General features: G+C 70.4%; 12 protein-coding genes and 2 pseudogenes. 10 read left to right on the forward strand and 4 right to left on the reverse strand.

Going from position 1 to position 14,751, the window contains the following annotated elements; translation table 11 throughout:
* Positions 1-734, reverse strand: a pseudogene (locus tag ACWEKM_RS42640) (MMPL family transporter); the annotation flags it as partial.
* A 162-nt stretch (positions 735-896) separates the two neighbouring features.
* Here ACWEKM_RS42640 and ACWEKM_RS42645 point away from each other — a divergent pair.
* Complete coding sequence (locus ACWEKM_RS42645; RefSeq protein ID WP_451626685.1) at positions 897-1,652, forward strand: TetR/AcrR family transcriptional regulator; 756 nt, start codon at positions 897-899, stop codon at positions 1,650-1,652.
* 128 nt (positions 1,653-1,780) lie between these two features.
* On the opposite strand, the gene ACWEKM_RS42650 is transcribed toward ACWEKM_RS42645, so the two are convergent.
* The gene (locus ACWEKM_RS42650) at positions 1,781-2,074 is read right to left on the reverse strand and encodes a hypothetical protein (protein ID WP_451626686.1); all 294 of its coding nucleotides are present in this window, start codon (positions 2,072-2,074) and stop codon (positions 1,781-1,783) included.
* A 339-nt stretch (positions 2,075-2,413) separates the two neighbouring features.
* Between ACWEKM_RS42650 and ACWEKM_RS42655 the strand changes: the two genes are divergently transcribed.
* From ACWEKM_RS42655 to ACWEKM_RS42695, 9 genes are all read left to right on the forward strand, one after another.
* Entirely contained in the window at positions 2,414-2,932 is a 519-nt protein-coding gene (locus ACWEKM_RS42655; RefSeq protein WP_451626687.1) for a toxin-antitoxin system HicB family antitoxin, read from the forward strand.
* A 123-nt stretch (positions 2,933-3,055) separates the two neighbouring features.
* A complete protein-coding gene (locus ACWEKM_RS42660; protein ID WP_451626688.1) occupies positions 3,056-3,901 on the forward strand; it encodes a DUF4097 family beta strand repeat-containing protein in 846 nt (281 codons plus the stop codon).
* Between the two features lie 124 nt (positions 3,902-4,025).
* The gene (locus ACWEKM_RS42665; protein ID WP_451626689.1) at positions 4,026-5,027 is read left to right on the forward strand and encodes an ATP-binding cassette domain-containing protein; all 1,002 of its coding nucleotides are present in this window, start codon (positions 4,026-4,028) and stop codon (positions 5,025-5,027) included.
* On the forward strand, positions 5,024-5,815 hold the full coding sequence (locus ACWEKM_RS42670; RefSeq protein ID WP_451626690.1) for an ABC transporter permease: 792 nt from the start codon (positions 5,024-5,026) through the stop codon (positions 5,813-5,815). Before ACWEKM_RS42665 ends, ACWEKM_RS42670 begins: the two co-directional genes overlap by 4 nt.
* 355 nt (positions 5,816-6,170) lie before the next feature.
* Complete coding sequence (locus ACWEKM_RS42675) at positions 6,171-7,094, forward strand: CPBP family intramembrane glutamic endopeptidase (protein ID WP_451626691.1); 924 nt, start codon at positions 6,171-6,173, stop codon at positions 7,092-7,094.
* 193 nt (positions 7,095-7,287) lie between these two features.
* On the forward strand, positions 7,288-8,202 hold the full coding sequence (locus ACWEKM_RS42680) for an ABC transporter ATP-binding protein (RefSeq protein WP_451626692.1): 915 nt from the start codon (positions 7,288-7,290) through the stop codon (positions 8,200-8,202).
* On the forward strand, positions 8,199-9,140 hold the full coding sequence (locus ACWEKM_RS42685; protein ID WP_451626693.1) for an ABC transporter permease: 942 nt from the start codon (positions 8,199-8,201) through the stop codon (positions 9,138-9,140). Before ACWEKM_RS42680 ends, ACWEKM_RS42685 begins: the two co-directional genes overlap by 4 nt.
* Before the next feature lie 104 nt (positions 9,141-9,244).
* Positions 9,245-9,949, forward strand: coding sequence for a response regulator transcription factor (locus tag ACWEKM_RS42690; RefSeq protein WP_451626694.1), 705 nt, complete (start codon positions 9,245-9,247; stop codon positions 9,947-9,949).
* The gene (locus ACWEKM_RS42695) at positions 9,946-11,475 is read left to right on the forward strand and encodes a sensor histidine kinase (RefSeq protein WP_451626695.1); all 1,530 of its coding nucleotides are present in this window, start codon (positions 9,946-9,948) and stop codon (positions 11,473-11,475) included. The genes ACWEKM_RS42690 and ACWEKM_RS42695 overlap by 4 nt, the downstream gene beginning before the upstream one ends.
* A gap of 30 nt (positions 11,476-11,505) precedes the next feature.
* On the opposite strand, the gene fxsT is transcribed toward ACWEKM_RS42695, so the two are convergent.
* Together fxsT and ACWEKM_RS42705 are read right to left on the reverse strand one after the other, a co-directional pair.
* Entirely contained in the window at positions 11,506-14,217 is a 2,712-nt protein-coding gene (fxsT, locus tag ACWEKM_RS42700) for an FxSxx-COOH system tetratricopeptide repeat protein (RefSeq protein WP_451626696.1), read from the reverse strand.
* Positions 14,218-14,666: 449 nt separating this feature from the next.
* Positions 14,667-14,751 (reverse strand): annotated as a pseudogene (locus ACWEKM_RS42705) (DUF4232 domain-containing protein); the annotation flags it as partial.

The raw sequence follows: 14,751 nt of genomic DNA on the forward strand, positions 1-14,751 counted from the left end.
GGAGCCGCTGCTACGGGTCCGGGTGTGGATGTCGGCTCGGGGCCGCTTTCGCTGAGGCCGTACCGCATGTGGAGTCTGCGGAGGAAGCCGGGCGCGTACCAGGCCGTGTTCCCGAGCAGCCGCATCGCGGCGGGGACGAGGACGCCGCGGACGGCGAGGGCGTCGAGGAGGACGGCCAGTCCGCTGCCGAGACCGAACATCTGCATGAAGCTGATCTTGGCGGTGCCGAAGGCGAAGAAGCTCACCGCGAGGAGGAAGGCAGCCGCGCTGACGATGCGTCCGGTGTGGCCGAGACCGTTGACCACGGCGGCCTCGTTGTCGGCTCCGTGGTCGTGGAGTTCCTTGATGCGGCTGGTGACGAAGACCTCGTAGTCCATCGAGAGGCCGAAGGCTATGCAGAACATCAGCACGGTCATGGACACCTCCATGGGCTGCGCGGTGAAGCCGAGGAGGGAGGAGAGGTTGCCGTCCTGGAAGATCCAGGTCATCACGCTGAGGGCGGCTGCCAGGCTGATCAGGTTGAGGAGCAGTGCGCGCAACGGCTGCACGATGCTGCCGGTGAACAGGAAGAGCAGCAGGAAGGTGGTGAGGACGACCAGGGCCACGGCCAGGGGGAGCCGGTCGGCGATGGAGTCCTTGGCGTCGACGAGCACGGCGTCCGTTCCCCCGACCAGGGGGTGGGTTCCATGGGGCGGGGTGAGCGCGCGTACCTGCTCGACCAGGCTCTGGGCCGCGACCGCTCAGGGGGTGCGGTGCCGCGCTCTTCGTCGCCGGGAACGACGCTAGTAAGGCAGTCACTGTTTGAGCAGTAGGAGATTTACCTGACACCTGTCAGGCGTTTCTACTCGCTCTCGCTTTCTGATGCCTCGTCGGATCAGCCGTCGTAGGATCGCCGCATGTCCGCAGAGGCGTCTACGACGGCCGTGCCGTCCCTGCGCCAGCGACGCCGGGCCGCCGCCACCCAGGAGATCGTGGCGGCCGCCGAGAGTTACATCGCCGAACACGGGCCGCAGGCCCTTTCCCTGAGAGGGGTCGCCCGTAACCTCGGCATGACAGTCCAGGGGCTCTACCACTACTTTCCGAACCGGGACGCCCTCGTCACCGTTCTCGTCACCAAGGCGTACGACGACCTGGCCGATGCCGTGATGGCAGCTGTCGACGCAGTGGCGGACGAACCGGCCGCGCTGCGGTTCATGTCCGCCACCGAGGGCTATCGCCGATGGGCCATCACCCACGTCGAGCGGTTCCAACTGCTGTACGGAACACCGCTGCGTCATTACACGGCACCCCACGAGGGTCCGACCACTCAGGCGGTGCACCGGATGCGCGCGATATTCCAGCGCGAGATGTTCGAGGGGTTCACCACGGCACAACTGGCCGCCGCCAACACCCGGGGACTCTCGTCGGCTCTCCAGGCACATCTGGAACCCCTGTTTCCGCACGGCTCGGAAACCCTGCCGCCGCCCGCGAGCGCTCTCCTCCTCGGTGCATGGGGCCACATGCACGGCATGGTCGTCCTGGAGGTGTTCGGGCACACCTCCTTCATCGGTGAACACCAGGCCGAGATCTTCCACATGGCGATGCGGGACCTGCTTGAGGACATTCATCGCCGCATCCCCACACAGCTCGCGGGGACACCGGCTACGCCCTGACCGGCGCACCTGGAAGCGGGCGTGCCGGGTGGTGGTGCCGCTGCAGGAGGGTGTCGGGTAGGCCGGCGGTCACTGTGCGTGCGGCCTCGGTCCCTCGGTGGGCAGGGAGCGATGGGCCACTCGGTTGTTCAGGCAGGTCGCCGGGACCTTCCGGTGTCTGTCCCCTCACCTTCCGCTGGATTCCAGTTGGTCTCCCTGATCTCTGTCAGTAGTGCCTTGCGCTGCCGACGGGACAGGGAATCCCCGTTGATGCTGTGCATGCCCCACGGGATGGGGCAGGGCCCATCGTGGTTCGGATCGGGGCACAGCACCTCAGCCAGGCGGTCCATCAGCTCTTCGTGCTGGGCCGCCGTGGCGATGAGCCCGATCTTCACTTGCCAGAGCCTGGGCTGCTCCGAGGAATCATCGATGGGGTCGGACATGACGGTGTCCTCGTCTGTGAGAGCGGAACGTGTGGTGCACGACGCAGGCCGGGCCCGATCGTGCTGATTGCGGCGCCATGCGGCGTCACATGGTGCCAGTTGGCGTCGTGTGGCGCCATGTGGTGTCACGTGGTGTCGAGGTGGTGCCGTTTGGTGTCATCTGGTGCCGTCCGGCGTTGTTCCGTGCTCCCGGGAGGGCTTGGGTGCGTGTGGCGCCGCGGTCGATCAGGTCGATTTTCTGTGCGTTTCCGCAGGTCAAGCCCGTCGCCTTCCAGTACAGCCGCAGGCAAGGCGCCATAAGGGCTTGCGGTTGTGCCATTGTGGCGCCATGATGGCGCTATGGACCTCACGCCGTATGTCGACACTCTCCGCCGCGAACTCGCGGTGGCCGCCGAAGCCGGCGGGGACGATGCCCGCGAGCTGGCCGAGCGGCTCACCGCTCCGCTGGAGTCGGCGACCCGTCTGATCATGCTCAATGTGCTCTCCGCCGCGATGGACGAGATCACCCGCGAGCTCGCTCCCGGCTCGGTCGACGTGCGGCTGCGCGGGCTGGACCCCGACTTCGTGGTGACGCCGCCGTCGGCCGGCGGCGGCCCCATGGAAGCGGAAGGGTCGCCCGTCGAACCGTTCAGGGCGCAGGCGCCTGCCGACGGCGAGGAGGGTGGCACCGCCCGCGTCAATCTGCGTCTGCCGGCTCACCTCAAGGCGCGTGCCGAGGAGGCCGCGAGCCGCGAGGGCCTGTCGGTCAACGCATGGCTGGTGCGGGCCGTGTCGGCCGCGGTCGACGGCGGCACCCGGCCGCGTACGACGGAGAAGACCCGCACCATCGGACAGAGCTTCACGGGCTGGGTGCGCTAGCCGCGCCCCGCCCGCACCACTTCACCCGCACTACTTCATCCACAGCACTTCATCCACAGCAGTTCACTCACACCACGTCCCACCAGCGGGGACGGTCCAAGGACTCATGAGGACGGGACAGTCATGCCTTCTTTCGACACCCCCGAACCGATCTCGGTCACCGCACGCGTGGAGGCCGGTTCCATCCAGTTCAGCGCGGGCGACCGCCTCGACACCGTCGTCGAGGTCCGGCCCCGCGACCCGAAGAAGGACCAGGACGTGCGGACGGCCGAGCAGACCGAGGTCACGTACGCGAGCGGCGTACTGACCGTCAGGACGCCCAAGCAGCGCTATCTGTTCGGCCGCACCGGCACCGTCGACATCACGGTCGACCTGCCCACGGGCTCGCGCGTCGACATGACCGGCGCCTGGGCCCAGATGCTCGGCGAAGGCCGGCTCGGCGAGGTCCGGGTGAAGACCTCGTCCGGCGACGTCCGCCTCGATGCGACCGGGCCGCTCCAGCTGACCGCCGCCCACGGCTCGATCACCGTCGACCGGGTCGAGGGCATGGCCGAGATCACCACCAGCTCCGGCAGCCTGCGCGTCGGCCTCGTCGACGGCCCCGCCGTCCTGAAGAACTCGCACGGCAGTACGACCGTCGGTGCCGCGACCGGCGACCTGCGGGTGAGCGGCGCCAACGGCGACATCGACATCGCGCGCGCCGAGGGCTCGGTCACCGCCACCACCGCCCATGGCACCCTCCGCGTGGGCGAAGTGGCCCGCGGCGCCGTCCAGTTGGAGACCTCCTACGGCGCCATCGAGGTCGGTGTCCGCGAGGGCACGGCCGCCTGGCTCGACGTCAGCTCGGACTCCGGCCAGGTGCGCAACACGCTCACCGCGTCCGAAACCCCGGAGGAGACCGAGGACACCGTCAAGGTCCGCGCCCGGACCCGCCACGGCAACATCGACGTCCGCCGCGCCAAGGTCTGAGCACCGGACCCGCCAACTCGCCCCTCGCCTCAGTCACTTCACTCTTCGAAACCCCAGTCACTTCACCTTTCGAAACCCCAGTCACTTCACCCTTCGAACGGGGGCCTCCATGCCTTCTTCTGTCATGCCCACGCCCAGGCGGGCGGGCGGTCCGCAGCCGCCCGCCGCCATCTCCACGATCGGTCTGTGCAAGTCGTACGGCGACAAGACCGTCCTCGACGGCATCGATCTGCGGATCCCGGCCGGGTCCGTGTTCGCGCTGCTCGGACCCAACGGTGCCGGTAAGACCACCGCGGTGAACATCCTGTCCACGCTCATCGCTGCCGACGGCGGACACGCTCAGGTCGCGGGGCACGATGTCGCCACATCACCGGACGGGGTGCGCGCCGCGATCGGCGTCACCGGGCAGTTCTCCGCCGTCGACGGGCTGATCACCGGCGAGGAGAACATGGTCCTGATGGCGGACCTGCACCACCTCTCCAAGCGCGAGGGGCGGCGCACCGCCGCCGAGCTGCTGGAGCGGTTCGATCTCACCGAGGCCGCGAAGAAACCCGCCGCCACCTACTCCGGCGGCATGAAGCGCCGACTCGACATCGCCATGACGCTCGTCGGCAACCCGCGGATCATCTTCCTCGACGAGCCGACCACCGGCCTCGACCCGCGCTCCCGCCACAGCATGTGGCAGATCATCCGGGAACTCGTCTCGGGCGGCGTCACCGTCTTCCTCACCACCCAGTATCTGAAGGAGGCCGACGAGCTGGCCGACCGCATCGCGGTGCTGAACAACGGCAAGATCGTCGCCGAGGGCACTGCCGAGGAGCTGAAGCGGCTGATCCTCGGCGGACACGTCCGGCTCCGTTTCACCGACCCGGGCGCGTACCGGAGCGCCGCCCTCGCGCTGCGCGAGGTCACCCGGGACGACGAGGCGCTGGCGTTGCAGATTCCCAGCGACGGCAGCCAGCGCGAGCTGCGTTCCCTTCTCGACCGGCTGGACGCGGCCGACGTCGAGGCGGACGAACTGACCGTGCACACCCCCGACCTCGACGATGTGTTCTTCGCCCTGACCGGCAGCAGCGTGCCGGCCAAGACCGGCCGGCCCGGCCAGCCCAAGGAGGATGTCCGATGAGCTCCCTCTCCCTCGCCGTGCGCGACTCGTCCACGATGCTGCGGCGGAATCTGCTGCACGCGCGGCGCTACCCGTCCATGACACTGAATCTGCTGCTCACACCGGTCATGCTGTTGCTGCTCTTCGTCTACATCTTCGGCGATGTGATGAGCGCCGGCATCGGGGACGGTGGGGCGGGCCGGTCCCAGTACCTGTCGTATCTCGTCCCGGGCATCCTGATGCTGACCATCGGCGGCACCACGATCGGCAGCGCGGTGTCCGTCGCCATGGATATGACCGAGGGCATCATCGCCCGCTTCCGTACGATGGCGATCCACCGCGGGTCGGTGCTCATCGGGCACGTCGTCGGCAGCGTGTTGCAGTGCGTGCTGAGCGTGGTCCTCGTCGGCGCCGTCGCCGTGGCCATCGGGTTCCGAGCCACGGATGCCACCGCCCTGGACTGGATCCTGGCGGTGGGGCTGCTGGCGCTCGTCTCCCTGGCGCTCACCTGGATCGCGGTCGGGATGGGCCTGTCCAGCCCGAACGCCGAGGCGGCCAGCAACAACGCCCTGCCGTTGATGGTCCTGCCGCTCCTCTCCAGCGCCTTCGTCCCGGTCGACGCGATGCCGGGCTGGTTCCAGCCGATCGCCGAATACCAGCCGTTCACCCCGGCCATCGAGACGCTGCGCGGGCTGCTGCTCGGCACCGAGATCGGCCACAACGGATGGCTGGCCGTCGGCTGGTGCCTGGGGCTGGCCGTGCTCGGCTACCTCTGGTCCAAGTCGCTGTTCAACCGCGACCCGCGGTAGCGGGACAGGATGGATTGGTCAGCAGTCTGAAGGGCCACGGCCCGCAGCTCGTCCCACTCCAGGGCGAACTGCGGGCCGTCTCCCGTCCAGGGCGAACTGCGGGCCGTCTCTCGCGGCATCTGGTCGCCCGTCCTGGCCGATCGGGGACTGGCGGGAGCACGTCGACGGGCGGGGGTGCGTCGACGGGCGGGGGCGCGCCGCGGTGCTCACCTACCTGGAGCACGGCCGACGAAGCACCTGACGACACGCCAGGTACAGCCTGCTGTATTGGACTTGGGGCACCAACGGCAATGATCTCCACGCGCCGCACTGGTCAGCTGAGCACATCACGTCAGCCCCTCCGAAAGGAACCGCGGTGAGCTCCTACGTCCCCGTAACCCCCGGCGTCACACCGACCCCGCCCGCCCCGCAGCAACCCACGGGTCTGCGCCGCAGCGTCCGCCGCCGCCCCTTGACCTGGTTCTTCGCACTCGCCTACGGGTTGAGTTGGGTGGCCTGGACTCCCTACATCCTCTCCCACAACGGCATCGGCGTCTGGGACTTCACCTTCCCCGGCGGCGAGGCCGGATCTCAACTCCTCGGTATCCTGCCCGGTGCCTACCTCGGGCCGATCACTGCGGCCCTCCTCGTCACCGGCTTCGCCGAAGGACGCGCGGGTCTACGGACCTGGCGGACCCGCATGACGAGGTTCAAGGTCGGCTGGCGCTGGTATCTGGTGGTCGTCCTCGCGGTGCCGGTTGCGCTGATGCTCGCCTCGGCCGCGCTGGCCGGCCGCGCGCCCGAACTGCCGTCCGCCGCCGTCCTCGTCGCCTACCTGCCCGCCCTGCTCGCCCAGATGCTCACGACGGGCCTTGCCGAGGAGCCCGGCTGGCGCGAGTTCGCCATGCCCCGCATGCAGAACCGCTTCGGCGCCCTCACCGCCACCGCCGTCGTAGGCGTCCTGTGGGGTGGCTGGCACCTGCCGCTGTTCCTCACCGACTGGGGCGGCGGACCGGATGTGGCGCTGATCGATCCTGTGCTGTTCGTCGCCACGACCGTCGCTTTCAGCGCGGTGATGACCTGGGTGTTCAACAAGTCCGGCGAGAGCATGCCGCTCGTGATGCTCCTGCACTGCGGCGTCAACAACTACATCTCCATGGCATGGTCCGACATGTTCCCCGGCCAGACTCGCGCCGACGCCTCCCACGCCTTCCTGCTCGCCTCGGCCGTGGCGGCCCTGATCCTGCTGATCGCGACACGAGGACGGCTGGGTCAGCCCAAGCCCGCGGTAGTCGACTGACCGCTTCATGCGAGTTTTATGTGAGTCACCGGCCGCGTTGGGCGGCGTCGGCGCGGCCCGCCCACGTCAGGGGCCCGCCGTTCCCATGGGGCGTTCATGTTCGCGCAGACGCGGCTCAAGTCGGCGGTCGACGGTGGAGCGGTGCTCGCGGCAGTCGCGCGCACCGTTCCACCGTCGGTTCTGGAGAGCCCTGATGATCGAAGTTCGTGGCCTGACCAAGCGCTACGGTGAGGTCCTCGCCGTGGATGAACTGACCTTCACCGTCCGTCCCGGGGAGGTGACCGGCTTCCTCGGGCCCAACGGCGCAGGCAAGTCGACGACGCTTCGCATGATCCTCGGCCTGGACGCCGCCAGTTCGGGCACCGCGACCGTGGGCGGGCGGGCGTATGCCGCGCAGCCCGCGCCGTTGCGGGCGGTCGGGGCGTTGCTTGACCCGGGGGCGGTGCTGCCCAGCCGCACCGCGTACCACCATCTGCTGGCGCTCGCGGCCGGCAACGGGATCCCGCGCAGCCGGGTGCACGAGGCGCTGGCCGAGGTGGGCCTGGAGAAGGTGAGCCGACGCCGGGCGGGAACGTACTCCCTCGGTATGCGCCAACGGCTCGGCATCGCCGCGGCACTGCTGGGTGATGCGCCGGTGCTGGTCTTCGACGAGCCCCTCAACGGGCTGGATCCGGAGGGCATCGTGTGGATCCGTACCCTCATGCGGAAGATGGCCGCCGAGGGACGCGCCGTGCTGATGTCCAGCCATCTGATGAGCGAGATGGAACGGACCGCCGATCACCTCATCGTCATCGGCCGCGGAAAGCTGATCGCCGATACGACGATGAAGGATTTCATCGAAGCGCATTCCGAGCGCGTGGTCCTGGTGCGCACTCCGCAGGCCGAGGCGCTGCGCCGGATGCTGGCCACGGCCGTGGACGTGCGCGCGGAGGGCAGTGACACCCTGGTGGTGACCGGTCTGGAAACCGCCGGGATCGGGGCCCTGGCGGCTGCCGGCGGTGTGGAACTGCACGAGTTGTCGCCGCGCCAGGTCTCGCTGGAGCAGGCGTTCATGGATCTGACCCGTGACGCGGTGGAGTACCAGGCCGAGAAGGAGACGAGCCGATGAGCCGCATCCCCACACGGCCTCGACCGAAGACGAAGAAGACGAAGAAGACGAAGAAGGCGACGGAGGCGACGACGGCCACGACGGCCACGAAGGTGATAAAGGCGAAGCGTTTCACGCGCCGCGCCCAGCCGGCCTCGTCGAGCGACGCGCGGGCACACAAGGCGACCTTCTGGCGTTGCCTGCACGCCGAATGGATCAAGATCCGTACCATGCGGTCGACGCTGTACGTGATCCTGGGCACCCTGGCGTTCTGCATGGGACTCGCCGCGTTGAACGGCTCGTCCGCGGGCAGTGAATTCGCGAGCATGACACCCGCCGACCAGTCCGCCTTCGACCCCCTGGCCACCAGCCTGCGCGGCTATCTGCTCGCGCAGATCGCCCTCGGTCTGCTGGGTGGCCTGGTCATCACCTCCGAATACGGCGCGCGCACGATCGTCAGCACGCTGACGTCCGTCCCGCACCGGGCCCGGGTTCTGGCGTCCAAGGCCGTGGCCTTGACGGTCGTGACCCTGCCGGTCGGCATCCTCGTGTCGCTCGCCGGGTTTCTGGTCGGGCAGGCGTCGCTGGCCGGGGCGGGCGCCCCGCACCTGTCGCTGTCCGGCGGCCCGGCGCTGCGCGGCATCGTCGGCGGTGGCCTGTATCTGGCGCTGGCCGGGCTCTTCGGACTGGCTCTGGGCACCGTGATCCGCAGTACGACGGCCACGGTGACGACGCTGTTCGGTGTGATGCTGATCGTCCAGGCGTTCGCACCGGCGCTGCCCGGTGCGGTCGGCGACTGGGTGTCGAAGTACTGGCCGCCGATGGCCGGCGGGCAGATCATCACCGCCTACCACGATCCCGCCCTGCTGGGCCCCTGGGCGGGTTTGGGTGTCATGGCGGGTTGCGTGGCCGTTCTGACGGCGGCGGCGTTCACCGTCTTCCGCAAGCGCGACGCGTAGCCGCCCCGGACACTGAGACGCGTAGCAGGCCCGGACATGAGACGCGTAGCAGGCCCGGACACTGAAAGGCAGACGATCACCGGTCGGGGACAGGGGCGATGACGATGGCGATGACACAACGACTGCTGCTGGTGGAGGACGATCCCACCCTGCGTGAGCTGCTGTCAGCGAGCCTGCGGCTGGCCCGATTCCAGGTGATCCCGGCCGAGACCGGCGCGCAGGCGCTGGACGCGGTCCGCGGCCAGCACCCCGACCTGATCGTCCTGGATGTGATGCTGCCCGACATCGACGGCTTCGAGGTCGCCCGCCGGTTGCGCGAACGGCGCCCCGCCCAGGCAAACGGCCACCCGCCGATCCTCTTCCTCACGGCGCGGGACGCGGCCGAGGACCGCATCAGCGGACTGCGGGCCGGCGGAGACGACTACGTCACCAAGCCGTTCAACCTCGAAGAACTCATCCTGCGTATCCAGGCGGTGCTGCGCCGCACCAGTGGACGCCAACCAGACGGCCGCCTGGTCGTGGGCGAGCTGGAACTGGACCCCGACAGCCACCTGGTGACCCGGAGCGGGCAGCCGGTGCAGCTGTCCCCGACCGAGTTCAGCCTGCTGCGCGTGCTGATGGAGAACGCCGGGCAGGTCCTGTCCAGGGACCAGCTCCTGGAGCAGGTCTGGCGCTACGACTTCGGCGGCGACGACTCGATCGTCGCCTCCTACATCAGCTACCTGCGCCGCAAGATCGACACCGGTGAGCCGAAGCTGATCCACACGGTGCGCGGCACCGGCTATGTGCTGCGCAGGCCCCGCCCGTGACGGCGGCCACGGCTCGCGGCCCGCTCAGGCGGCTGTCGCTGGGCGGGCGTCTGCTGGCCGGCTGCCTGCTGCTGGTCGTGGCCGCCCTGCTCGCCAGCAACGCCCTGCTCGTCACCCTGCTCGAACGTCAGCTGGTGCACCAGTTGGACATCCGGCTGCACACCGCCGCCACGGTGGCAGCGCGCCTGCCCGACCTGTCCGTGGTGCCTGGGGATGCGGCACCGTCGCAGGTGCGCGATGCTGTGGAGCGCGAGCTGACCGGCGACGTCTACGTCGCCTACTTCGATGCCGACGGCCGCGTCCGGCACACCCTGCGGCCGGCCACGGGCAGCGTCCCACGGCTGCCGGTCCTCACTGCTTCGACGACCGCCGCCCGCGGGGGACAGCCCTTCCAGGCCCCGGCGAAGGACGGCAGCCGTGACTGGCGGGTGATCGCCGTCCCCTTCGATGCCGCCCGGCAGCGGTCGGCGGGGCCCGCATCAGAGGGCAGCGTCGTCGTGGCCGGCTCCCTGACCCAGGTCAGCTCGACGATCCGGCACCTCGGCGTGCTGATGCTGGTGGTCGACTTCCTGGTGCTCGCCCTCCTCGGGGCCATCGGATGGTTCGCCGTGCGCGCCGGGCTGCGACCCTTGCGCCGTATCGAGACGACCGCCGCGGCCATCGCGGGCGGCGATCTGTCCAGCCGCGTCCCGCACCTGGCCTCCACCCGCACCGAACTGGGCCGCCTGTCCACCGCCCTCAACGGCATGCTGGACCGCATCGAGGCCGGAGACGCCGCGCGCGCCGCAACGAACGAGCGCATGCGTACGTTCATCGCGGACGCCAGTCACGAACTGCGCACCCCGCTGTTCGGCATCAAAGGCTTCACCGAGCTGTACCGCATGGGCGGCATGCCCGAACGCACCGACGTCGACACCGCGATGAACCGCATCGAACGTGAGGCGGCCCGCCTCGTCCGCCTGGTCGAGGACCTTCTGCTGCTCGCCCGCCTCGACGAGGACGCCGCCGACGGCGGCGCGCAGCTGCCGCTGCGCCGCACCCCCATGGACCTGCGCACCCTGGCCGCCGACGCCCTGAACGACCTGCGCGCCCTCGATCCGCAGCGCCCGGTGACCCTGACCGGCCCCGGCGGCGGCCCGCCTCGCGGCGCCCCCGTCCTCGGCGACGAGGCCCGCCTACGCCAAGTGACCGCCAACCTCGTCGGCAACGCCATCGCCCACACCCCGCCCGGCACTCCGGTACGCATCGGTGTCGGCACCCAGGACGGTAGAGCGGTCCTGGAGCTGTCCGACGAAGGGCCGGGCATGTCACCGGAACAGGCAGCCCACGTATTCGACCGCTTCTACCGCGCGGACAACGCCCGCGGTCGCACGCCGACCGGAGGAGCCGGTCTCGGACTGTCCATCGTCCACTCCCTGGTGACCGCCCACCACGGCCGCGCGGAGGTCCGCACCGCCCCCGGGCGGGGCGCCACCTTCCGCATACTGCTGCCTCTCCACCCCGACAGACCTGACGAGACTCCCTGAACGGGACTCTTGCCGCTGTGCGAGCGGGTACTAACCGGCAGCTCCGTCGTCGCCTCCCGCCTGCTGCCGCAAGTAGGCAAGGTTGTGGCGGGCGGAGCGGGTACGGGGATGGTCCTCGCCCAACACCCGCACCATGCACGGCAGTAGATCCGTCAACGCCGACGTGGCCCCGGCCGCATCCCCCGCCGCCGCCCGCCACACGGCGAGACCGTGGCGAGTGGCAAGGGTCTCAGGGTGGTCCTCGCCCAGCATCCGCACCATGTGCGGCAGCAGATCGGCGAACGCCGCCGCGGCCCCGGCCGCGTCCCCTGTCTCAGCACGCCACACGGCGAGACTCATACGGGTGTCGAGGGTGTCGGGGTGGTCCTCGCCCAGTACTCGGGTCCGGTCGGTCACCAGGTCGGCGAGTGCCGTCGCGGCTCCGACGGCGTCGCCTGTCCCCCCACGCAGCCGGGCAAGGGCGTAGCGGGTGGTGAGGGTGTGGGGGTGGTCCTCGCCCAGTACTCGGGTCCGGTCGGTCACCAGGTCGGCGAGTGCCGTCGCGGCTCCGACGGCGTCCCCTGTCTCAGCACGCCACACGGTGAGGCCGAAGCGGGTGTTGAGGGTGTCGGGGTGATCGGCGCCCAGCACCCGCACCATGTGTGGCAGCAGTTCGGTCAACGCCGACAGGGCCCCGGCCGCATCTCCCGCCCGGCCACGCCAGTTGGCGAGGGTGTGGCGGGCGGAGAGGGTGTCGGGGTGGTCCTCGCCGAGTACCCGGGTCCGGTCGGTCACCAGGTCGGCGAACGCCGTCGCGGCTCCGGCCGTGTCCCCCGCCCCACCACGCCAGTCGGCGAGACAGTGGCGGGCGGCGAGAGTGTCGGGGTGGTCTCTGCCCAGCACCCGCACCATGTGTGGCAGCAGGTCGGCGAACGCCGCCGCGGCTCCGGCCTTGTCCCCCATCTCCCCAAGCAAATGGGCAAGGACGTAGCGGGCGATGAGGGGGTGTGGGTGGTCTTCGCCCACCGCCCGCACCATACGCGGCAGCAGGTCGGTCAACGCCGACACGGCACCGGCCGCATCCCCCGCCCGGCCGCGCCACAGTGCGCGGCTGCCGCAGGCGCCGAGGGTGTCGGGGTGGTCGGGGCCGAGGTGAGCGGTGAGGGTGTCGGCGAGGCGGTGGAAGTAGTCGCGGGCGGCCGTGACTTGACCGGTCTCGCCGAGACTGACGCCCGCGCGGTACAGCACTTGGTGGACGCCGGGCCGGTGCAGCGCCTGCTCCGCACTCCTGGCGACGGCGGCGGTATTGGCGCGCAGGGCCTGGGCGAGGGCGGTATCGCGTGCGATGTCGGGCCAGGCCGCCAGGAGGGCGTCGGCGGCGGTGCGGGCGAGTGCATCGTGCTGGTCGGGAGCGAGGGTGTCCCGGACGGCATGCTGGATCAACTGGTGGATACGCACGGTCGGGTGCGGGCCGCCGGGAGTGCCGCGGTCGATGAGGCTGAGCCGGCGCAGCGCACTCAGGGCCAGCTGTACCTGTTCGGCCGTGACGGATACTGCGGTGACGGGTTCGGTGGTGACGGGTTCGGCGGTGGCCGGGGCGCTCCGCCCGCCGCCGCGGCGCCAGAGCGCTCGACCGAGCCCCTGGTGTGCCCGGCGGCGTGGCGGAGGTGGGCCTGCGTCGTCGGGTGCGGCGGGGGTGAGGTGGGCGAGGACGGGTTCGCTGGTCAGGACGGTCTCGGGGATGCCGTTGGGGTCCAGGAACGCGGCGAGCCGGAGCAGCGGGCGGGCCAGGCCGGCCGGGCGGAGGGTGTCGGCGCGGTCGATGGACAGGGCCCAGGCGGCGGCCATGCTGTGGGCCTGGCCGTCGGGCAGTGCCTCGGGGACGGCGTCGGCGAGCGTACGGGTACGGTCGGCCAGCAGCGACCGGTAGGCGCTCACGCTGATGCCGGTGTCGATGAGGTAGGCGGCGGCCTGGGACAGGGCCAGCGGCAGCTGGCCGAGATCCTCGGCGAGAGCGGCCAGGTGCCCGTCCGGTTCCTGGCGGTCGTGGGTGGCCAGCGCGGCGGTGAGGTAGGCCAGGGATTCGGCCTCGGTGAACAGGCCGACGCTGATCAGGCGGCGACCATGGCCGGTGAGGGCGGCGTCCTGGCGGCGGGTGGTGACCAGGGTGCGGCCGTGCGGGCCGGCCGGCGGCCACCACCCGCGCAGATCGTCGGGGTCCGTGACGTCGTCGAGCACGATCAGCCAACGGCACGGCTCGGCCTGGGGTTTGGGCTCCAGCCAGGCCACGAACACCTGTGCCGCCGCTTCCGGGTCGGCCGGGTCGGCCCCCAGGACTTCCACGGCAGCCTGCGCGTATCCGGTCACGACCGCCGAGGACGAGCTGGCGGTGATCCAGATCAGCACGTCCAACCGGCCCGTCTGCCAGGCGGTGCGGGCGTAGTCGGCGGCCAGCTGGGTCTTGCCGACCCCGCCCATCCCGGTCAGCACCCGCCCGTGCACGGTGTCCTGCCCGACCAGGACGGCGTCCTCGCCGCCCGTCAGTGCCTCGCGCAGCCGGGCTGCTTCGGCCCGGTGCTGAAAGCACCCTGCGGTGGCCGGGATCGCCCCGACCTGATGCGGCCATGTGGCCGTAGAACGCGGCGGCCCGTAGTGGATGTGCTGCTCGCCCCTGCCCAGGACCGGGCCGGTGAAGACGCTGCCGCGGAAGTCGAGGTGGTCCCCGGCGGTTCCGCCCGAGGGCTGCTGGAAGTCATCGCTCATGGTCACGCCCTGCCGTAGCCGAGGTGCCGGACGCCCCTGCCCGGTACCGGACCGGGGAACGCGCCATGACCGAAGCCATTGCGGTCACCCGCCGCAACCGTTTCGTCTGCGGCACTGTGCGGGAGCCGCACCTGGTCAATGATCATCCGTGGCCCGGCCAACCCCGAAGTCCGGTGGGCCCGCAGGCCAGTTCACCCGGCTTGTCCCTCCAGTCGACCACGTGCCCCACCGCGGTCCGCGGATTCGGCAGCACCCGCCCACCCCCCTCTCAACCCGGCCGAAGATGAGACTTCGACCTTACCCACGCCCAGACGTTCCCACCGCCGATCACGGCTCATGGCGGAACGTCGTCGGTGCCCGTTCCCAGGTGGCTGCGGGCGCCTGTCGTCGGCATGCGGCGGTCAGAACCGGCCAGAGCCGGCCCACGACGACTGGTTCCCGGGCATCTGTTACCAGTTGAGGGCGTCGTCCATGGACTGCTGCCAGTAGGTGACCGTGAGCGAGTCGTCGATGTAGACGCCCTTGGCGGGCAGT

It is taken from the genome of Streptomyces sp. NPDC004752, from assembly GCF_053601275.1.

What these genes read in the sequence shown, in the direction of transcription:
- ACWEKM_RS42645 (WP_451626685.1), top strand. Translation starts at nt 897, where the DNA reads ATGTCCGCAGAGGCGTCTACGACGGCCGTGCCGTCCCTGCGCCAGCGA.
- ACWEKM_RS42650 (WP_451626686.1), bottom strand. Translation starts at nt 2,074, where the DNA reads ATGTCCGACCCCATCGATGATTCCTCGGAGCAGCCCAGGCTCTGGCAA.
- ACWEKM_RS42655 (WP_451626687.1), top strand. Translation starts at nt 2,414, where the DNA reads ATGGACCTCACGCCGTATGTCGACACTCTCCGCCGCGAACTCGCGGTG.
- ACWEKM_RS42660 (WP_451626688.1), top strand. Translation starts at nt 3,056, where the DNA reads ATGCCTTCTTTCGACACCCCCGAACCGATCTCGGTCACCGCACGCGTG.
- ACWEKM_RS42665 (WP_451626689.1), top strand. Translation starts at nt 4,026, where the DNA reads ATGCCCACGCCCAGGCGGGCGGGCGGTCCGCAGCCGCCCGCCGCCATC.
- ACWEKM_RS42670 (WP_451626690.1), top strand. Translation starts at nt 5,024, where the DNA reads ATGAGCTCCCTCTCCCTCGCCGTGCGCGACTCGTCCACGATGCTGCGG.
- ACWEKM_RS42680 (WP_451626692.1), top strand. Translation starts at nt 7,288, where the DNA reads ATGATCGAAGTTCGTGGCCTGACCAAGCGCTACGGTGAGGTCCTCGCC.
- ACWEKM_RS42685 (WP_451626693.1), top strand. Translation starts at nt 8,199, where the DNA reads ATGAGCCGCATCCCCACACGGCCTCGACCGAAGACGAAGAAGACGAAG.
- ACWEKM_RS42690 (WP_451626694.1), top strand. Translation starts at nt 9,245, where the DNA reads ATGGCGATGACACAACGACTGCTGCTGGTGGAGGACGATCCCACCCTG.
- fxsT (WP_451626696.1), bottom strand. Translation starts at nt 14,217, where the DNA reads ATGAGCGATGACTTCCAGCAGCCCTCGGGCGGAACCGCCGGGGACCAC.